18 protein-coding genes and 1 pseudogene are annotated in these 15,435 nt (G+C 40.4%); 8 read left to right on the top strand and 11 right to left on the bottom strand.

The genetic code is table 11. From position 1 onward, the window contains the following. Positions 1 to 87: 87 nt before the first annotated feature. From GQR52_RS18080 to GQR52_RS18070, 3 genes and pseudogenes are all read right to left on the bottom strand, one after another. A pseudogene (locus GQR52_RS18080) lies at positions 88 to 1,179 on the bottom strand (M56 family metallopeptidase); the annotation flags it as partial. A gap of 9 nt (positions 1,180 to 1,188) precedes the next feature. Continuing rightward, the gene (locus GQR52_RS18075; protein WP_007580531.1) at positions 1,189 to 1,563 is read right to left on the bottom strand and encodes a BlaI/MecI/CopY family transcriptional regulator; all 375 of its coding nucleotides are present in this window, start codon (positions 1,561 to 1,563) and stop codon (positions 1,189 to 1,191) included. A 101-nt stretch (positions 1,564 to 1,664) separates the two neighbouring features. Continuing rightward, entirely contained in the window at positions 1,665 to 2,357 is a 693-nt protein-coding gene (locus GQR52_RS18070; protein WP_165729334.1) for a pseudouridine synthase, read from the bottom strand. A gap of 109 nt (positions 2,358 to 2,466) precedes the next feature. On the opposite strand from GQR52_RS18070, the gene GQR52_RS18065 reads away from it, so the two are divergent. Next, a complete protein-coding gene (locus GQR52_RS18065; RefSeq protein ID WP_024609954.1) occupies positions 2,467 to 2,772 on the top strand; it encodes a DUF6482 family protein in 306 nt (101 codons plus the stop codon). A 41-nt stretch (positions 2,773 to 2,813) separates the two neighbouring features. Then, positions 2,814 to 3,221 carry a GNAT family N-acetyltransferase gene (locus GQR52_RS18060; RefSeq protein WP_165729333.1) on the top strand — a complete coding sequence of 136 codons (408 nt, stop codon included), beginning with the start codon at positions 2,814 to 2,816 and terminating at the stop codon, positions 3,219 to 3,221. Between the two features lie 10 nt (positions 3,222 to 3,231). Here the strand turns inward: GQR52_RS18060 and GQR52_RS18055 are convergent, their stop codons facing one another. The 8 genes from GQR52_RS18055 to GQR52_RS18020 form a co-directional block, all read right to left on the bottom strand. Next, on the bottom strand, positions 3,232 to 3,588 hold the full coding sequence (locus GQR52_RS18055; protein ID WP_165729332.1) for a HopJ type III effector protein: 357 nt from the start codon (positions 3,586 to 3,588) through the stop codon (positions 3,232 to 3,234). A gap of 21 nt (positions 3,589 to 3,609) precedes the next feature. Next, on the bottom strand, positions 3,610 to 4,713 hold the full coding sequence (locus tag GQR52_RS18050) for a retroviral-like aspartic protease family protein (RefSeq protein ID WP_165729331.1): 1,104 nt from the start codon (positions 4,711 to 4,713) through the stop codon (positions 3,610 to 3,612). A gap of 23 nt (positions 4,714 to 4,736) precedes the next feature. After that, entirely contained in the window at positions 4,737 to 5,444 is a 708-nt protein-coding gene (locus GQR52_RS18045; RefSeq protein WP_165729330.1) for an HAD-IA family hydrolase, read from the bottom strand. A 10-nt stretch (positions 5,445 to 5,454) separates the two neighbouring features. Continuing rightward, positions 5,455 to 6,399, bottom strand: a complete 945-nt coding sequence (locus GQR52_RS18040; RefSeq protein WP_165729329.1) for a tyrosine recombinase XerC — start codon at positions 6,397 to 6,399, stop codon at positions 5,455 to 5,457. Next, positions 6,396 to 7,007: a DUF484 family protein gene (locus GQR52_RS18035; protein ID WP_165729328.1), complete on the bottom strand. Its 612-nt coding sequence runs from the start codon at positions 7,005 to 7,007 to the stop codon at positions 6,396 to 6,398. The genes GQR52_RS18040 and GQR52_RS18035 overlap by 4 nt, the downstream gene beginning before the upstream one ends. Then, positions 7,004 to 7,834: a diaminopimelate epimerase gene (dapF, locus tag GQR52_RS18030; RefSeq protein WP_007580548.1), complete on the bottom strand. Its 831-nt coding sequence runs from the start codon at positions 7,832 to 7,834 to the stop codon at positions 7,004 to 7,006. The genes GQR52_RS18035 and dapF overlap by 4 nt, the downstream gene beginning before the upstream one ends. 64 nt (positions 7,835 to 7,898) lie before the next feature. Continuing rightward, positions 7,899 to 9,152, bottom strand: coding sequence for a diaminopimelate decarboxylase (gene lysA, locus GQR52_RS18025; RefSeq protein ID WP_007580550.1), 1,254 nt, complete (start codon positions 9,150 to 9,152; stop codon positions 7,899 to 7,901). Next, positions 9,153 to 9,347, bottom strand: a complete 195-nt coding sequence (locus GQR52_RS18020; RefSeq protein ID WP_024589651.1) for a lipoprotein — start codon at positions 9,345 to 9,347, stop codon at positions 9,153 to 9,155. A 157-nt stretch (positions 9,348 to 9,504) separates the two neighbouring features. Here GQR52_RS18020 and cyaY point away from each other — a divergent pair, with 157 nt between their 5' ends. Genes cyaY through GQR52_RS17990 form a run of 6 tightly spaced genes read left to right on the top strand, consistent with a single transcriptional unit; the run spans position 9,505 to position 15,403 of the window. Beyond that, positions 9,505 to 9,828, top strand: coding sequence for an iron donor protein CyaY (gene cyaY / locus GQR52_RS18015; RefSeq protein ID WP_002960979.1), 324 nt, complete (start codon positions 9,505 to 9,507; stop codon positions 9,826 to 9,828). After that, the gene (locus GQR52_RS18010; protein ID WP_007580555.1) at positions 9,825 to 10,481 is read left to right on the top strand and encodes a dienelactone hydrolase family protein; all 657 of its coding nucleotides are present in this window, start codon (positions 9,825 to 9,827) and stop codon (positions 10,479 to 10,481) included. Before cyaY ends, GQR52_RS18010 begins: the two co-directional genes overlap by 4 nt. Positions 10,482 to 10,503: 22 nt before the next feature. After that, positions 10,504 to 11,481, top strand: a complete 978-nt coding sequence (locus tag GQR52_RS18005) for a DUF2914 domain-containing protein (RefSeq protein ID WP_165729327.1) — start codon at positions 10,504 to 10,506, stop codon at positions 11,479 to 11,481. A 35-nt stretch (positions 11,482 to 11,516) separates the two neighbouring features. Next, positions 11,517 to 12,455, top strand: a complete 939-nt coding sequence (hemC, locus tag GQR52_RS18000; RefSeq protein ID WP_165729326.1) for a hydroxymethylbilane synthase — start codon at positions 11,517 to 11,519, stop codon at positions 12,453 to 12,455. Then, positions 12,456 to 14,297 (top strand): uroporphyrinogen-III C-methyltransferase, encoded by a 1,842-nt coding sequence (locus GQR52_RS17995; RefSeq protein ID WP_165729325.1) that lies wholly within the window; start codon positions 12,456 to 12,458, stop codon positions 14,295 to 14,297. Then, on the top strand, positions 14,294 to 15,403 hold the full coding sequence (locus GQR52_RS17990; RefSeq protein WP_165729324.1) for a heme biosynthesis HemY N-terminal domain-containing protein: 1,110 nt from the start codon (positions 14,294 to 14,296) through the stop codon (positions 15,401 to 15,403). Before GQR52_RS17995 ends, GQR52_RS17990 begins: the two co-directional genes overlap by 4 nt. The last annotated feature ends 32 nt before the right edge of the window (positions 15,404 to 15,435 follow it).

Below are 15,435 nucleotides of genomic sequence, written 5' to 3'. Positions count from 1 at the left end.
AGATTTGAAGATCTGATCATGACATTGAGATTTAGTTCAAAAAAATCCCCGCTAATTTCTTAGCAGGGATTTGTGTATAATAGACAGCTGTCTTAGCGCCTTTTTAGCTTCACGGTCAAATATGGCTTCAGGCTTTGCACTAACAACAGAAACATTAGTGGTTTCACCATTGGGAGTTATATCGTACTTTAATACCACTGAGCCGCTGATGCCTTGTTGAGCTGCTTGTATTGGATAAAGGGGTTCAATACGCATTGTCGGTGAAATGTGATCCTCTTTAGTCATTGCCTCTGGTTGCTTTGCAATCGCTAATCCACTTAGCATACTTGCGGCTACAAGTAATAAGCCACCTTTAGCAAGCTTTGAACGCTCCCCACTGTGTTTTATATTAGTTAGTCGTTGTAACATGGTTTTTTTATCTCCGTAGTGTGAATAAGCCATAAGTCCTGTGGGCGCATTTGCCGCGCAGTTTATTAAGGCTTTGCTATATAAAATATGTTGTTGTGTGGTTTTATTGCTAAGTACCCGTTCATCACAAGTCAGCTCTTGTAGTCGGCGCATGCTTGCGTAACAAAACCAAGCTAGTGGGTTAAACCAAAGTAAAATAGTAGGTAGTAACATAAGTGCGTTTGTTAGGTTGTCTTTGCGTTTTATGTGTACGTTTTCGTGCTCTAAAATAAGCGCTAATGTGGCTTTATCAAACTGGGTATTGTAGTTACTCGGTAACACCAGCTTGCTGTTTAAAATACCGACCACCATTGGCGTGGCTACATGTTGGCTGGTATAAGTTTTAACATCAGCGGTAAGAGTGCCTTCAAATTGTGTTAACTCAGTTAACTGCAGGCTTTTAACAAAACGGGTATGTGTAATAAAACTAGCTATTAATAACCCTGCGGTAATAAGTACATACATGAGCGCCCAGCTAATACCCATTTCATGTGTAAAAGGCTGGTTAGGGGTGATTAAGTAATGGCTAATATTGCTATTTTGCAGTGGTTTAATCGCATTTGGTAAATTAGCAATCACCAATGCCGCAGGTAATAGCCATGCTAATTTATATACAAACCGCGAGCCAAGGGCTTTTAAACCAAATCGCTCGAGTAAAATAAATCCACAAAACAAAATGCTTAATAGTAATTGCTGCTCAATCAACCAATTAAAACCAGTTTGAATAACCATGTTAATCCCTTACTTTTGGTTTTTTTCCCAGTCATCTATAACTTTTTTAAGCTCGTTTATATCTTGCTGAGAAAGCTGCTCCGATTTAGCAAAACCGCTTACAAGTGGCGCAATACGTCCACTAAAAAAGCGCTCAATAAAGTTTTGGCTTTCTTTTAAGGTGTAGTCGGCGCGCTCCATACACGGCATATAAATATACTGACGACCTTCTTTTTCAAATGTAAGTGCGCCTTTTTTTACTAGTCGACCTAGTAGGGTTTTAATGGTTTTTTCGTGCCATTGCTTATCGTCGCTTAAGCGCTCAATTATTTGGCTCGCGGTGGCGGGGTAGTTAATCCAAAGTGCGTCGAGCACGTCAAACTCTGCTTTTGATAACTCAATCATGCTATTGCCTACAAATGTAATCTTTAATTAAAGACTACACCTGTAATCTGTAATTGCAAGTTTATTTTTAACTTTTTGAGATGTAATTAAGTGACTTGGTATTAGATTTTTGAAATATCGTTTTTATTAATTTGTATATATTGGTTTTCAGGTAGGTTTAGTTTTGAAAGGGTGAGGTCACTAAATTGCACTCTAAATAAATCAATTACTTTATATCCGCAATAATGCGCCATTTTACGTATTTGTCTGTTTAGCCCTTGTTTTAAAACAATACTAAACTGATTGCTGGCTATTTTATTTACTTCACAAGGCAGGGTTATGTGTTTATCAACGGGTACGCCTGCTGCCATTTTTTTACAAAAAGCATCGTCTAAAGGCTTATTTACGGTGACTAAATAATGTTTAGACTGGTGGAAGTCAGGATGTATTAGTTGATTACAAAAATCCCCATCGTTGGTCAAAATAAGCAAACCGCGAGAGTCTTTATCTAATCGACCAATAGGGTAAACGCGGGTGAGTGTGGGCAAATGGTGAATAAGGCTGGCAGGGTCATCAATATTTAATTTGCAGTCAATACCTACTGGTTTGTGGTACGCAAAATAAACTAAATCGGCAGCACCTTTAATTTCTTTTTCGTTCACTATTACAATGTCTTGCTCATCAACGTGATCTATATGATTCGCTGGGCGATTATTTACAGTCACAACACCTTCATCAATTAAACGCGATGCCTGTTTACGAGAACAAATACCTGCATGGGCAATATATTTAGCGAGTCGGATTTTTGTGCTCATAACGTGTGACGCCAGCGGCTAATAAAAATTTGATCGTGATTATAGCAAAGCTGCGTATCGATAATGTTAAATAACCTGAACTCAGGTTAAATATAAAAAGGTAGCCAAGATGGGTATTAAATTTTCACAGTTAAAAAAGCACGAGCCGCTACAAAAAGTCATTGTTCACTCGTTAGATATGGCGCTTTATCAAGTATCAGTAATGATTAATAACGTTGAATACTATGTAACAGAAGACAGCGGTGAGTTTTTAAGAGCGCTAAGCCCACTGCATGTTCAAAAGCGTTTTGATAAAATAGCCTATGCGGGAATGGTACTGCGCCAAACAAGCGCTTACGACGAAATGTGCGGACAGCCCGAAAAAACCGGCAGTAATATGCTCGAAGTACCTTACGGTAAAAACAACCTGTATTGATAGAACTAGTTTGCTAGTATCTGCTCCTTTAAGGGCGGAACATGTATCAATTAAAAGCAGATAATACCGACGCGTTAAACTCAGCGCTTCGCACAAAAATGGTTGAATTTAATGCCCAGCATTTTGATGCGCAAAGAGTGCCATTAGGCTATAAATTTACAGATGAGCAAGGCGAGCTTGTTGCCGGTATTAGTGGGTGTGTATTTGGAAATTGGCTGATGATTAGTTGGCTTTGGTGTAGCGATGTAGCGCGAGGTCAAGGGCTTGCAGATAAGTTGCTAACGGCACTTGAACAATCAGCTATTGAACTAGGTGCAACGACCGCTCAGCTTGATACGCTAGATTTTCAAGCAAAACCCTTTTATGAAAAGCGCGGTTATAGTGTTAAGTATCAACTTAATAATTATCCGCGCTCTGGTACGCGCTATTTTATGGAAAAGCCGCTTTAATTTTTGCTGACTATTTTGCTTTTAGTGGCTCGCCTTCAAAGGTAATACCTAAGAATGGCGTTGTCTCTGGCGCTAACATAAAGGTGCGAATGTTCATGTGATCATCACCTTTAGGGTTTTTCAGCACGTCTTCTCGGTAAAACTTACCAAAGCAATCCAACGTATTTTGTTTACTTAAATCGTTTAATTTAGCAAACGCAAAAATTTTACATGAGCCGTTGTTCTCACTCGCAGCGCTAAGTAATCCATGGTTATTAAAGCCACATGCAGTAAAGTCGTAATTTGCTTCAATCACCGCCATTGTATCGGTAAATTGAATGCTTTTTGGATTTTCAGCAAGTGCTTTTAAATAGTTATTTAGTGTCATGTGTTACCTTTGGATTTTTAATTATTTAGCGCTTAACTCTAGCTCATCTGTTTGCTGATTTATATTGAATTTAAATCGCGATAAAAAGTTCATCCCTAGCAAACCTTGTCCGCGTGTGTTTTCAATGCTCAACACTTCAAAACCATAAATAATTTGCGAGCCCACTTTAAACGATTCAATTTGATAACGCTTTACAACAATTTGACCATTCGCTGTATTTACCGTTACATCGCCTAAATACAAAGGCTGTGGCGAAATTTGCTCAATTATACTTGTAGGTAGTGAGGTTACGCTTGCGCCTGTATCAATCATTAATTCGGTCGATAGATTGTTATTTATTTCGGTGTTTATTAAGTAATGCGCGCCGTAAGGCGTTAAAGCAACAAAGTCGTCTTGCGATTGTGCTTTATTGATCATAGCTTGCAGTGTTTGCACTTGGCTTTTTAGATTGTGCTGGTTTGGCATTCGATCAAGGGTTGCTTGTGCACTAATTAAATCGCCTTGCTGAAAGTAGGCGTACGCAAGCGGATATAAAAACTGCGCGTTATCGCTTTTATAATCAAGCCAAATTTGTGTTTGCTCAATAATAGCTTGCCAATTTTGTTGCTCAGTTAATGTGTGTAATTCGTTTTGAGTGAGCGTATTTAAACGTGTATTTTCGTTACTTTGCTGATCAGCAGGTTGTAATGAATTAAGCTCAAATAAAGCAATAATGGCGTTTTGTGTTTGCTCGCTATTTATTAAATACTCAACCTGTAAGTTAAGTAATTCTACGTTATAAGGGCTGTTATTTAATAGCGCATTGAGAAATGACTCGCTGAGTAATAAATTGCTATTTAGCCATGTTTTAAGCTGTATCAGCCACGATGAATAAAGTTTTTTTGCACTTTCTGGGTAGCTATTTTTGAGTTGTTGATAGCTACTAAGTGCGGCTTCAAATTGGTGTTGTTTAAATTGCTGCTTTGCCGTATTTAGTAACGTATTTTGTTGTTTAGGCGATATGCTTTGCTGGGCACTTTGCGTTTTTTGTGGTGTAGTTAACGCAGGCTGCGGCCATAATAAATAAGCGTTAAGGCTAAGCGAGCCAATTAATAGCAAGGTGATTAGCTTGGTATAGTGGCTCATTGTGACCTCTTATTTTTAATAGGTTATTTAATAAAGTGCGTTAAAGCATGGATGTTGACTATTTCAATATCAGCCAGCCCTTTATAGGCATAGTTAGCGCCTTGATCGTTTAACCATACCGATTGGCAGCCGGCATTATTTGCGCCTTGTACGTCGGTGTCTAGGCTATCGCCAATATGTAAAATTTCGCTTTTAGCAACGTTTAAATGTGTGGCTGCTTTATCAAATAAAGTGGTGTGGGGTTTTGCTTTACCGTGCATACCTGCTTGTAATACTAGCTCAAATTTGTTGTGTAAATTAAAGCGTTCAATTTCAACGTTACCGTTAGTAATTGCAACAAGCGTAAAATGTTTGGCTAGATTATCTAGTAAGTTTAGTACGTCATCGCTTACGACTATGTTGCTGCGCGCATCGGCAAAGGCGTTATAGGCGGCATTTGCATGGCGCTCTACATCATCTGCGGTAAACCCAAGTTTAGAAAGCGCTAAACGTAGGGTGTGTTTGCGCCATTTAGTTACATCATCTGCGAGATCTGGGTTTTGTATTACGGCAAGTTCGCGACATAGTTGCCAGTACTTTGGACCTTGCTCTTGATAGCCCGGTAGCGCGTTTAAATAATTTTGTTGGGCTTTAACGGCTGCTTTTATAATAGGGTGATTGCTGTATAGCGTGTCGTCTAAATCAAAGCTCATGACAGAAAATGGCTTAATAGCACGATTAAATCGGATCATATTTATTTTCCTAATCAGTTCGTTTTTTTGCGCGAGGGTGAGTGTTGTCGTACACCTTGGCTAAATGTTGAAAATCTAAATGCGTATACACTTGTGTAGCCGACAAACTGCTGTGCCCTAGTAATTCTTGCACGGCGCGTAAATCACCAGATGATTCTAAAATATGTGACGCAAACGAGTGGCGCAGCTTATGCGGGTGAACCTGCGAGCTAATGCCTTGTTTTATTCCCCACTCTTGCATGCGTAGGCGCACTTGGCGAATCGAAATACGATTTTTTTGGCTACTTAAAAATACTGCTATTTCATCGGGCTTTGTAAATTGAGGGCGTATTGTGAGCCATTTTTTTAATGCGTCTAACGCTTTTTTACCCACCGGAATTAATCGCTCTTTATTGCCTTTACCACGCACTAAAATTTCGCCATTAGCAGCGCTAATATCTTGCATGTTAGCGCCAACTAATTCGCTTATACGCAGCCCTGATGAATACATAAGCTCCATCATTGCCTTATCTCTAATTGCGAGAGGCTCGTCGTCGGGTATTTCGAGTAAGCGCGCCATTTGATCTACGTCGAGATTTTTAGGTAGGGGCTTTGCAAACTTAGGACCTTTTATACCCACCGCCGGATTATGGTAATGCGATTGCTCGGCAATATTTTTTGCTTTTAAAAACTTATATAAGCTGCGAATACAACTGAGCTTTAAGCTAATTGTACGGCCACTTAATTGTTTTGATCGCAGTGCCATGCTGTAGCGGCGAATATGCTCGCCTTGTACGCCAAACCAGTCATCACATAGTTTGCTAAAATAAAGGGCTGCAAAGCCAAGTTGGCTTACGTATTGGTTTACGGTGTGCGCTGAATATTGTTTTTCAAACTTTAAATAATCGCTAAATAGCGTTATAGGTGTACGCCAATTGTCGCTTAACTGGGTAGTATTAGGCGCATCGTCACTCATGCTAGTTTTTGCAACCGCAGGTGTAATGCGTTTATAAAGTCGAGTACAAACAGGTTATCTTGAGCGGGCTCAAAATGGTTTACGTTACTGCTACCAAACGCCAAAATAGCGATAGGGTGTGTAGTGTCGCCAATTAAATAAATGGCGACAGATTGTGTATCTTCACTAAATAATTGTTCGCGTTCTTGCTGATTAATACGCCCTAAATAATGCCCAGAATGGGTAAGGCGATGTGCAATAAGTTCGTCGTATTCGGGATTATATTTTACTAATTTGCAGTCGTTAACATCTTCACTTGAGCAAATTATATTGCGCAGGTTATTTGCTAGCGTATCAAAGTCGTCATGATTCCAAAGCTGGCGATGGCACTGGCTAAACAAACGATATACAAGCTCGTTTTGCGTTGCATGCTTGCTCATAGCGTCTATTTGGCTTTTTAAAAGCGTGTTGTGCTCGCGTAATTGGCGTTGCTGAATATGTACCAGCGACGTTGCATCTTGAGCTTGCTGTTGCAGCTCAAGTTGTGCGAGTAGCTCCGGGTGCTGAACCAAAAAATCAGGATGTTGATGTAAGTAATCAATAACCTGTTCTTTACTTAGCTCGCTCATAGCGCTACTTGCCCGTCGAACACATGCTCTGCGGGGCCAGTCATGCGTACTGGGTGACCTTCGCCACTCCAACGTACTTGTAAGCTACCGCCTGGTAAATCTACTTGAACGGTTGTTGATAACTTATTTTGCATATGACCAATAACCATTGCTGCACACGCACCTGTGCCACAGGCTAGGGTTTCGTTAACGCCGCGCTCCCACACTCTTAATTTAATGTGTTCATGCGACACAACTTGCATAAAGCCAATGTTCGCTTTTTGCGGAAAACGTTCGTGGTTTTCAAGTAATGGACCCAATATATCAACTTGCGCGGTGGTTACGTCGTCAACTTCTAGCACGCAATGCGGGTTACCCATAGATACCGCGCCACTAAATACAGTGTGTTCTTCGGTTCTAATAATATAAGTAAGCTCACGCTTGCTCGCTTTTAAAGGGATTTTACTTGGCTCAAAATTTGGATGACCCATGTTAACCGTTACTTGACCGTCTTTTTCTATATAGAGCGTTAAGTTGCCCGACTTGGTCGACACAGTAATTTTATGCTTGTTAGTAAGGCCCTTCATACGTACAAAGCGGGCAAAACAGCGTGCGCCGTTACCGCATTGTTCTACTTCGGTACCATCGGCATTAAATATTCGATAATGAAAGTCGAGATCAGGAGAGTATGGCGCTTCAACCATTAGCAATTGGTCAAAGCCAATGCCAAAATGGCGATCTGCCAGTTTTTTGATTTGATCTCGCGACAAAAAAACATTTTGTGTAATGTTATCAATCACAACAAAGTCGTTGCCTAAGCCGTGCATTTTGGAAAAATTAACTAACATAGCGCTCTAATTCGGTTTTGCTCTGTGCTAATCATGCCACAGAGCAGCTAGTAGACAAAAACGTTTATGGTAAAACTTTCTCACCTTGATAAAGGCTTTCAATAGTTTCGCGCTCACGAATAAGATGGTGCTGCTGACCATCTACCATTATTTCTGCAACACGCGGGCGCGAGTTGTAGTTTGAACTCATGGTAAAGCCATATGCACCAGCACTTCGCTGTGCGAGTAAGTCGCCTTGTTTAAGCGCTAGTTCACGATCTTTTCCTAAAAAGTCGCCGGTTTCGCACACCGGACCCACAATATCAAAGTTGTGAGTAGGTGTTTCGTCGTCGCGAACTGATACCGGAATGATTTTTTGCCACGCTTGATAAAGCGCAGGGCGAAGCATGTCGTTCATACCTGCATCTACAATGGCAAAAAATTTGTCTTGGTTTTGTTTAATAAATTCAACTTGAGTAACTAAAATACCTGCGTTAGCTGCAATAGCGCGCCCTGGTTCAAAAATTAGTTCAAGGTGTTTATAGTTAGCTAAGCGCTCGGTAACTTGCGCTGCATATTCACTTGGGTGCGGTGGTTGCTCGTTGTTATATGGCACGCCTAAACCGCCACCAATATCTAAGTGAGTTAGCTCAATACCGTTGGTTTTTAGCTCATCAATAAGCGCCATGAGTTTATCAAGGGCTTCTAAAAATGGTCTTACTTCAGTTAATTGAGAGCCAATATGGCAATCAACACCAATAATTTTTAAACCAGGTAAAGCCGCTGCTTGTTGATAAACACTTACTGCAGTTTGTATATCAATACCAAATTTATTTTCTTTTAAACCAGTAGAAATATACGGATGTGTTTTTGCATCTATGTCGGGGTTTACGCGAATAGAAATAGGCGCTTCTAGGTTAAGCTCGCAAGCCACTTCAGAAATACGCTCAAGCTCAGAGGCTGATTCAACGTTAAAACATTTAATGCCCAGTTTTAATGCGTAAGCTATTTCGTCAGACGTTTTCGCCACGCCCGAAAAAACCACTTTAGAAGCATCGCCTCCCGCTTTAATTACACGCGCAAGTTCGCCTTTAGATACAATATCGAAACCCGATCCTAGGCGCGCTAATATATTAAGCACGGCTATATTTGAGTTTGCTTTTACGGCGTAACATACCAAGCTTTTATGATTCTTAGTGGCGTTAGCAAACGCTAAATAATGGCGCTCAAATGTAGCACGCGAGTACACATAACACGGCGTGCCGTATTGCTGCGCTATGCTTGCCACACTGACGTCTTCGGCAAATAATTGGTTGTTTTTGTAGTTAAAATAATCCATTTATTGCTCCTGACTTTGCGATGTTTTGGCTTGCTCAGCGGTAGTGGCTGGTTTAGCTGTATTTTGAGGTTGGTTTTGCTCTGTTTGTTGCTCTGGTAAATATAGCGGACCGCTCTGCCCACAGCCAGCTAAGGCGCTTAACAGTACAGTGCTTATTAATAGTTTTTTTAATTGTAAGGTATGCGTCGCTTTCATTAGATTAATATGGTTGCTGGCTTTATAATCGCAGAGTAACAGAATATCTAAAAAATGCAGCTATTCGCGGATGATTTTATTCCTGTTACACTAACAGTACACTTTTAAAGCTAAAACGTACCCAATATTAGGCGGCTCGCCTGCAAAGGAAATAACAATGACTGAACACGAATATCACCAATTAGCCGAAGCTCTTATGTTCACTATTGAAGAGCAGGTTGATGATTGCGAAGCTGATTTAGATTACGAATCGGCACAAGGTATTTTAGAAATTATTTTTCCTGATAAAAGTAAAATAGTGATTAACAAGCAAGCACCTCTTCATCAAGTATGGGTTGCGACTAAGTTTAACGGACATCATTTTGAAATGCGTGATGGATTATGGATTGATAACCGTTCTGGCGCTGAATTTTGGGCGTTTATAAATGAAGCCTCAACTCGCCAAGCAGGCCAAGAAGTTAAGTGGCAATCATCACTATGAGTTTAGAATTTGTAGAATATGCAGCCCAAAGTGAGCACAAAGCAACGGTTATTTGGTTACATGGTTTAGGTGACTCTGGGGATGGTTTTGCGCCAGTAGCTCCGCAGCTTAATTTACCAAGTGAGCTTGGTATACGGTTTGTTTTTCCGCATGCGCCAGTACAACCGGTCACCATAAATGGTGGTATGGAAATGCGCTCTTGGTACGATATTAAATCTATAGAATTAGATAAGCGTGCCGATGAACAAGGCGTAAGAGATTCGGCTGCTAAAGTAGAAGAACTAATCAACAAAGAAATTGCTAATGGCATACCCGCTAATAAAATTATTTTAGCTGGTTTTTCTCAAGGTGGTGTTGTGTCGCTGCATTTAGCGCCGCGCTTTGAGCAAAAGCTTGGGGGTGTTATGGCGCTTTCTACTTATATGTGTGTGCCGCAAAAATTTGCTGATGAAGCAAAACATACCGATTTAAATGTATTTATGGCGCATGGTAGTCAAGACAACGTAGTACCGCATAGTGCGGGAAGAAGTGCGTTTGAAGTATTAACAGCACATAACATGGATGTAAGCTGGCAAGAATACCCAATGGCTCATCAAGTTTGCGCAGAAGAATTGCAAGCTATTCGCCAATGGTTAATTGCTCGTTTAAGCTAATTTTGGAACCGCTGAGGTCAATATGAGTCAAAAAATAGTTATTAAAGCAAATGTTAAACGCGAACTACAAGAGAGTGTACCAACGGTAAGCTACGAGTGGAATTGGCGTCGTATTGTGAGTATTGCTATGTTGGTATTAATGACCTCTGCAGCAGTTGTATATGGCTTAACAACCTCAGCCAGTGCAGAGCAAGGTGAGCATCCAAATGAGCAGGAACAATTTTTAAGCTTTAGCAGTAACGCTCAAAACCAGACAAACGTTGAAGTAACGGATGTTGAGCCTGAATCATCAATAAACAACATTCCTAACGAGTCCGCAGAGATAACGCAAACGAGCATTGAACCGTTATTAGCTGCGCAGAATGAAGTTGAGCAAAGCATATCAAATAATGCACCTGATAAAGTGAATCCAGTAAATAATGATACAGTTTTATTAGCTAGCAACGATATTGTGATTGATCAAAGTGAGAGTATTAATACAGAGTTAAACTCAAACCTTGATAATGATGCGCAGGAAGAAACCGAAGAAGCTGAAAATATAGCTGAGTATGCTGATCAGAGTGACTTACTTTTAGATCAAAAAAGCGATGATGGTGCATTGAGTGGTACTGAAGGTTTTTCGCCTACAGCACAAGTGGCAAGTGTGGCATTAGGCGCGCAAATAGACACAGATAAAATTAGCCGTGCGGTACTTACTCGTAAAGTAAGTAAGCGTGAGCCTACTAATGTGTTTGCGGCAGATATTAGGTTAAGTCAGTTTGATGAAGGGTTATCGTTTTTTAGCGAGATTAAAAACCTTCAAGGGCAGCAAGTTAAACATGTTTGGACGTTTGAAGATGAAACTATGGCTGAAATTACACTCAATGTTACTTCGCCTCGCTACAGAACCTACTCAACAAAAAATATTATGGACACACAAACAGGCCACTGGCGTGTTGATGTTGTAGATGAGCAAGGTAATTTAATTGCCCAAAAAGAATTTAGAATTTTAGCTGACTAAAACTAGCTAAACGCAGTAATTAATTGGATACCCTTATGACAGAAAAAACAAAATTAGTACGCATCGCAACTCGTAAAAGTGCTTTAGCACTTTGGCAGGCCGAATTTGTAAAAGCTGAACTTGAGCGTTTTCATGCAGATGTACGCGTAGAATTAGTCCCAATGTCGACGCAAGGGGATATAATTTTAGATACGCCTTTGGCCAAAATTGGCGGTAAGGGTTTATTTGTTAAAGAGCTTGAGCAAGCCATGTTAGATGGCCGAGCTGATATTGCCGTACATTCTATGAAAGACGTACCAGTAGAGTTCCCAGAAGGATTAGAGCTGTATACTATTTGTGAGCGTGAGGATCCGCGAGATGCGTTTGTATCAAACAATTTTGCTAATTTAAACGCTCTACCACAGGGCGCTATTGTGGGCACTTCGAGTTTGCGCCGTCAGTGCCAAATTAAAGCACTTCGTCCTGATTTAGATATTCGTGATTTACGCGGTAATGTAAATACGCGTTTAGGTAAGTTAGATGATGGCCAATACGATGCTATTATTTTGGCTGCAGCAGGGCTTATTCGTTTAGAAATGGAGTCGCGTATTGCCGACTATATTGAGCCAGAAGTATCATTACCGGCAAATGGTCAAGGCGCTGTAGGTATTGAGTGCCGTATTGATGATGAAGTAACAAAAGCATTACTTGCACCACTTGAGCATACTCAAACACGTATTCGCGTAAATGCAGAGCGTGCGATGAATCGCCATTTAGAAGGTGGTTGCCAAGTGCCTATTGGTGCTTATGCATTAGTTGATGGCGAGCAGGTACATTTGCGTGGTTTAGTGGGTGCTGTTGATGGCAGCGAAATTTTACGCGACGAAGTAACTGGTCATGTAAATGATGCAGAAAAACTAGGCATTGAGCTTGCTAAAAAATTACTAGCTCAAGGCGCAGACAAAATATTAGCTGAAGTTTATAGAGACGCATAAATGACACATATTCTGATAACTCGGCCCGAAGGAAAAGGCGCAGCCCTTGCACAGCAACTTGAGCAAGCGGGTTATCAGGCGTCTTTATTTCCGGTATTAAAAATAACGCATTTAACACCCTCCAGCACTGAACTTAGTCCGCTGTTAAATGCAGATAAAATAATATTTATATCGCAAGATGCAGTCAGTGCACTTTCGCAATTAAAACCCGATATAAATACCAAAGCGCAGTTTTATGCGGTTGGACAACAAACAGCCGACATTATATATGAGCAATTTGGTGTGCGCGCAGCAGTACCAAAGCAGTATGATTCAGAAGGGTTACTTGCGCTCAAATCACTCGCCGAGGTTGATGGCAGTAATATAGTGTTAGTTAAGGGGCAAGGTGGCCGCCCTGAGTTAGCTAAAACGCTAAAAGAGCGTGGAGCTTTTTTAAATAATTGTGTTGTGTACAAACGTGAACCCACAGAGAGTATCACCCCTAACTGGACAGACCACTGGAAAAGCCAGAATGTACACGGTATAGTCATAACAAGTAATGCAGCAGTTGATGCTATATTTAAAAGCCTTACTGCACACCAACTACAATGGTTACAACAGTGCCGATTTTATGTTGCAAGCGAGCGGATAGCCGCTTATTTAAAGTTGCAACAGGTAAGTTCGGCTAATATACACATTGCAGCAGGGGCTAGCGATAATGCTATGTTTACCTGCATAAATCAGCAAGGTAGCAACATGAGCGAACAGTCAAAGCCAGTTACGGCAGAAAAAGCCACATCAACAATAGCTAACCCGGCCTCAGCTAAATCAGCTAAGCAAGAGCCAGCAGCTACAAAAAATACGACAGAAAAAAACAAACAAAAGGTAAGTAAGGTTGCAGCACTTGCGCTTCTTATTTCGTTAATTGTGGCCTCTGGTGTTGGATACGAGTTTTATCAAAAATTAAATGCTGGTAAGGCGCAAAACCTAGCCGTTAATGAGTTAAGCGAGCAAAATAAGTTACTCGTTCAAGAGCTGCAAGCACTTAAATCGGCGCAATCTAATTTGCAGCAAGCGCTGTTTAATAGTGAGAAAAAAGTAGCCGCAACCCTAAGTGAAAGTGCAGCTCAAAATCAGCAAGAACTAAAAGCAGCCCTGCAAAAAGCGCAGCAACAAGGCTCGTCTTTAAACCCACAAGAAGTAACCAGCTTACAGCGTATGGCTGAATTTAAACTATGGGCTGAAAAAGATTACCAAGGCACTAGTGCTGTTTTAAAGCGCTTAGATGCATTACTTAGCGAACACCCTGGAACAGTTGAAGTTCGCCAAGCTATTATGCAAGACATACAAACACTTGATAGCCTTAAACCTGTTGCAACAGAGGCTATTTATTTACAGCTAAACAGTGTACTAAGCAGTATTGACGACTTAGTTTTTAATGCAGTTAATTTGCCAGAAGAAGTTACCGAAGTAGATGAAAATGAATTAAGTGAAGATATAAATGATTGGCAGCAGAATTTAAATAACAGCTGGGGTCGCTTTTTAGACAGCTTTTTAACACTTCACCACCGAGAAGGGGGAGTAGTTGCTCCATTTCTTGATGAGCAAGAGCGTCACCTCGTTAATCAACGTATTAAGCTTTATATTACTCAGGCACAAGATGCGTTACTTAGTAAACAAGCTAGCATCTACTTTAGTACTTTAAGTGAAGCAAAGCGCTTAGTTGATGAGTATTTTAAGAAAGACGATAACGCTACACAAATGGTTTTAAAATCAATAGCTAACCTTGAGAAAGAATCACTTAACTTTAGCCCTAAAGTAACACTTCAAAGTACACAGCAGGTTAAGGAGTGGGTGCAATGATAGGGCTAATAATACTGGTTATTGCGTTAGTACTTGTTATTGGTGTAGCTCCTTACGTTATAAATGAGAAAGGTTATGTCCTTTTCTCATTTAATAACTATACAGTTGAGGGCACTATGATTGCTTTTTGCGGTACAGTGATTGTTATTACTGCGATCGTATTTATTACATATAAGCTAATCCGCTACTTATTATCGATTTATCATAATACTAAACATGGCTTTTTTGCACGTAGCCAAGAGCGTAAACAAGCAGCGATTGAACAGGCGTTGTGGAGTGCTATTAACGATGATTATGAGCATGTAGAGCAGGCTCTATCGGGTAATAGCGTACCAGATAAGTTTGAAGATATTCGCTTAGCATTACTTGCAAAAGCAGCGCTTGCTAATAATCAAACAGATAAAGCACTTGAGCGTTTATTTGAAATAAGCCCAGAGCATCAATTAAAAGTAGCAAAGCTATGGTTGGCAAGTGGCGACAGTAGCGCGATTGAATCACAAATGCGTATTAGCGCAGAAGCTAAAAAAGCCACCGCACTTGAGTTAAAACTTTATGCAGAAGTATTAGTACAGCAACAACACTTTAGTGCGCTGGAAGATTTTTTGCCGCGTTTATTACGCAAAAAAGCACTTACTGATGCACAGTGGACGCAGTTATTTAGTGCCTACTTTAATGCGTTAGATGCAGACAAACTGAGTGAAAAATATAAACAGCTACCGAAAAAGCTGCAAGCTCATGCCCACACCGCATATTTAATGCAAATGGCGCAAGCAGGTCAATTGGCTGTTATCGAAAGTGACTTAATTAAAATGGTTAAGCATAATGAGCAACACTTAGAGCTTGCCAATATATTAAGTAAAGCAACAGCAGCCGACGCGCCTAAGTTGCAAATAAACATACAAGAACGCCTTAAAAAGGATGATTCAAATAATTCACTATTACTTGCGCTGGCTTGCCTTGCTAATGCTAAAGGTGATTATGACTTAGCAGCTAGAATTTTTGATAAAGCACTGAATAGTGACAATAAAAAACAGTTCTCTGAACAAGCTGTTTTAAGTTATAAAAATAGTGCACAAGCAGAAAAGGCGCTCGTTTTATATCAATAAATGACTACACTATAACTACTTAGCATTTTTTG

The sequence above is a fragment of the Pseudoalteromonas sp. 31A1 genome, from assembly GCF_011378815.1.
Lineage (GTDB): Bacteria > Pseudomonadota > Gammaproteobacteria > Enterobacterales > Alteromonadaceae > Pseudoalteromonas > Pseudoalteromonas arctica.
This window is presented reverse-complemented; position numbering and strand designations above follow the sequence as displayed.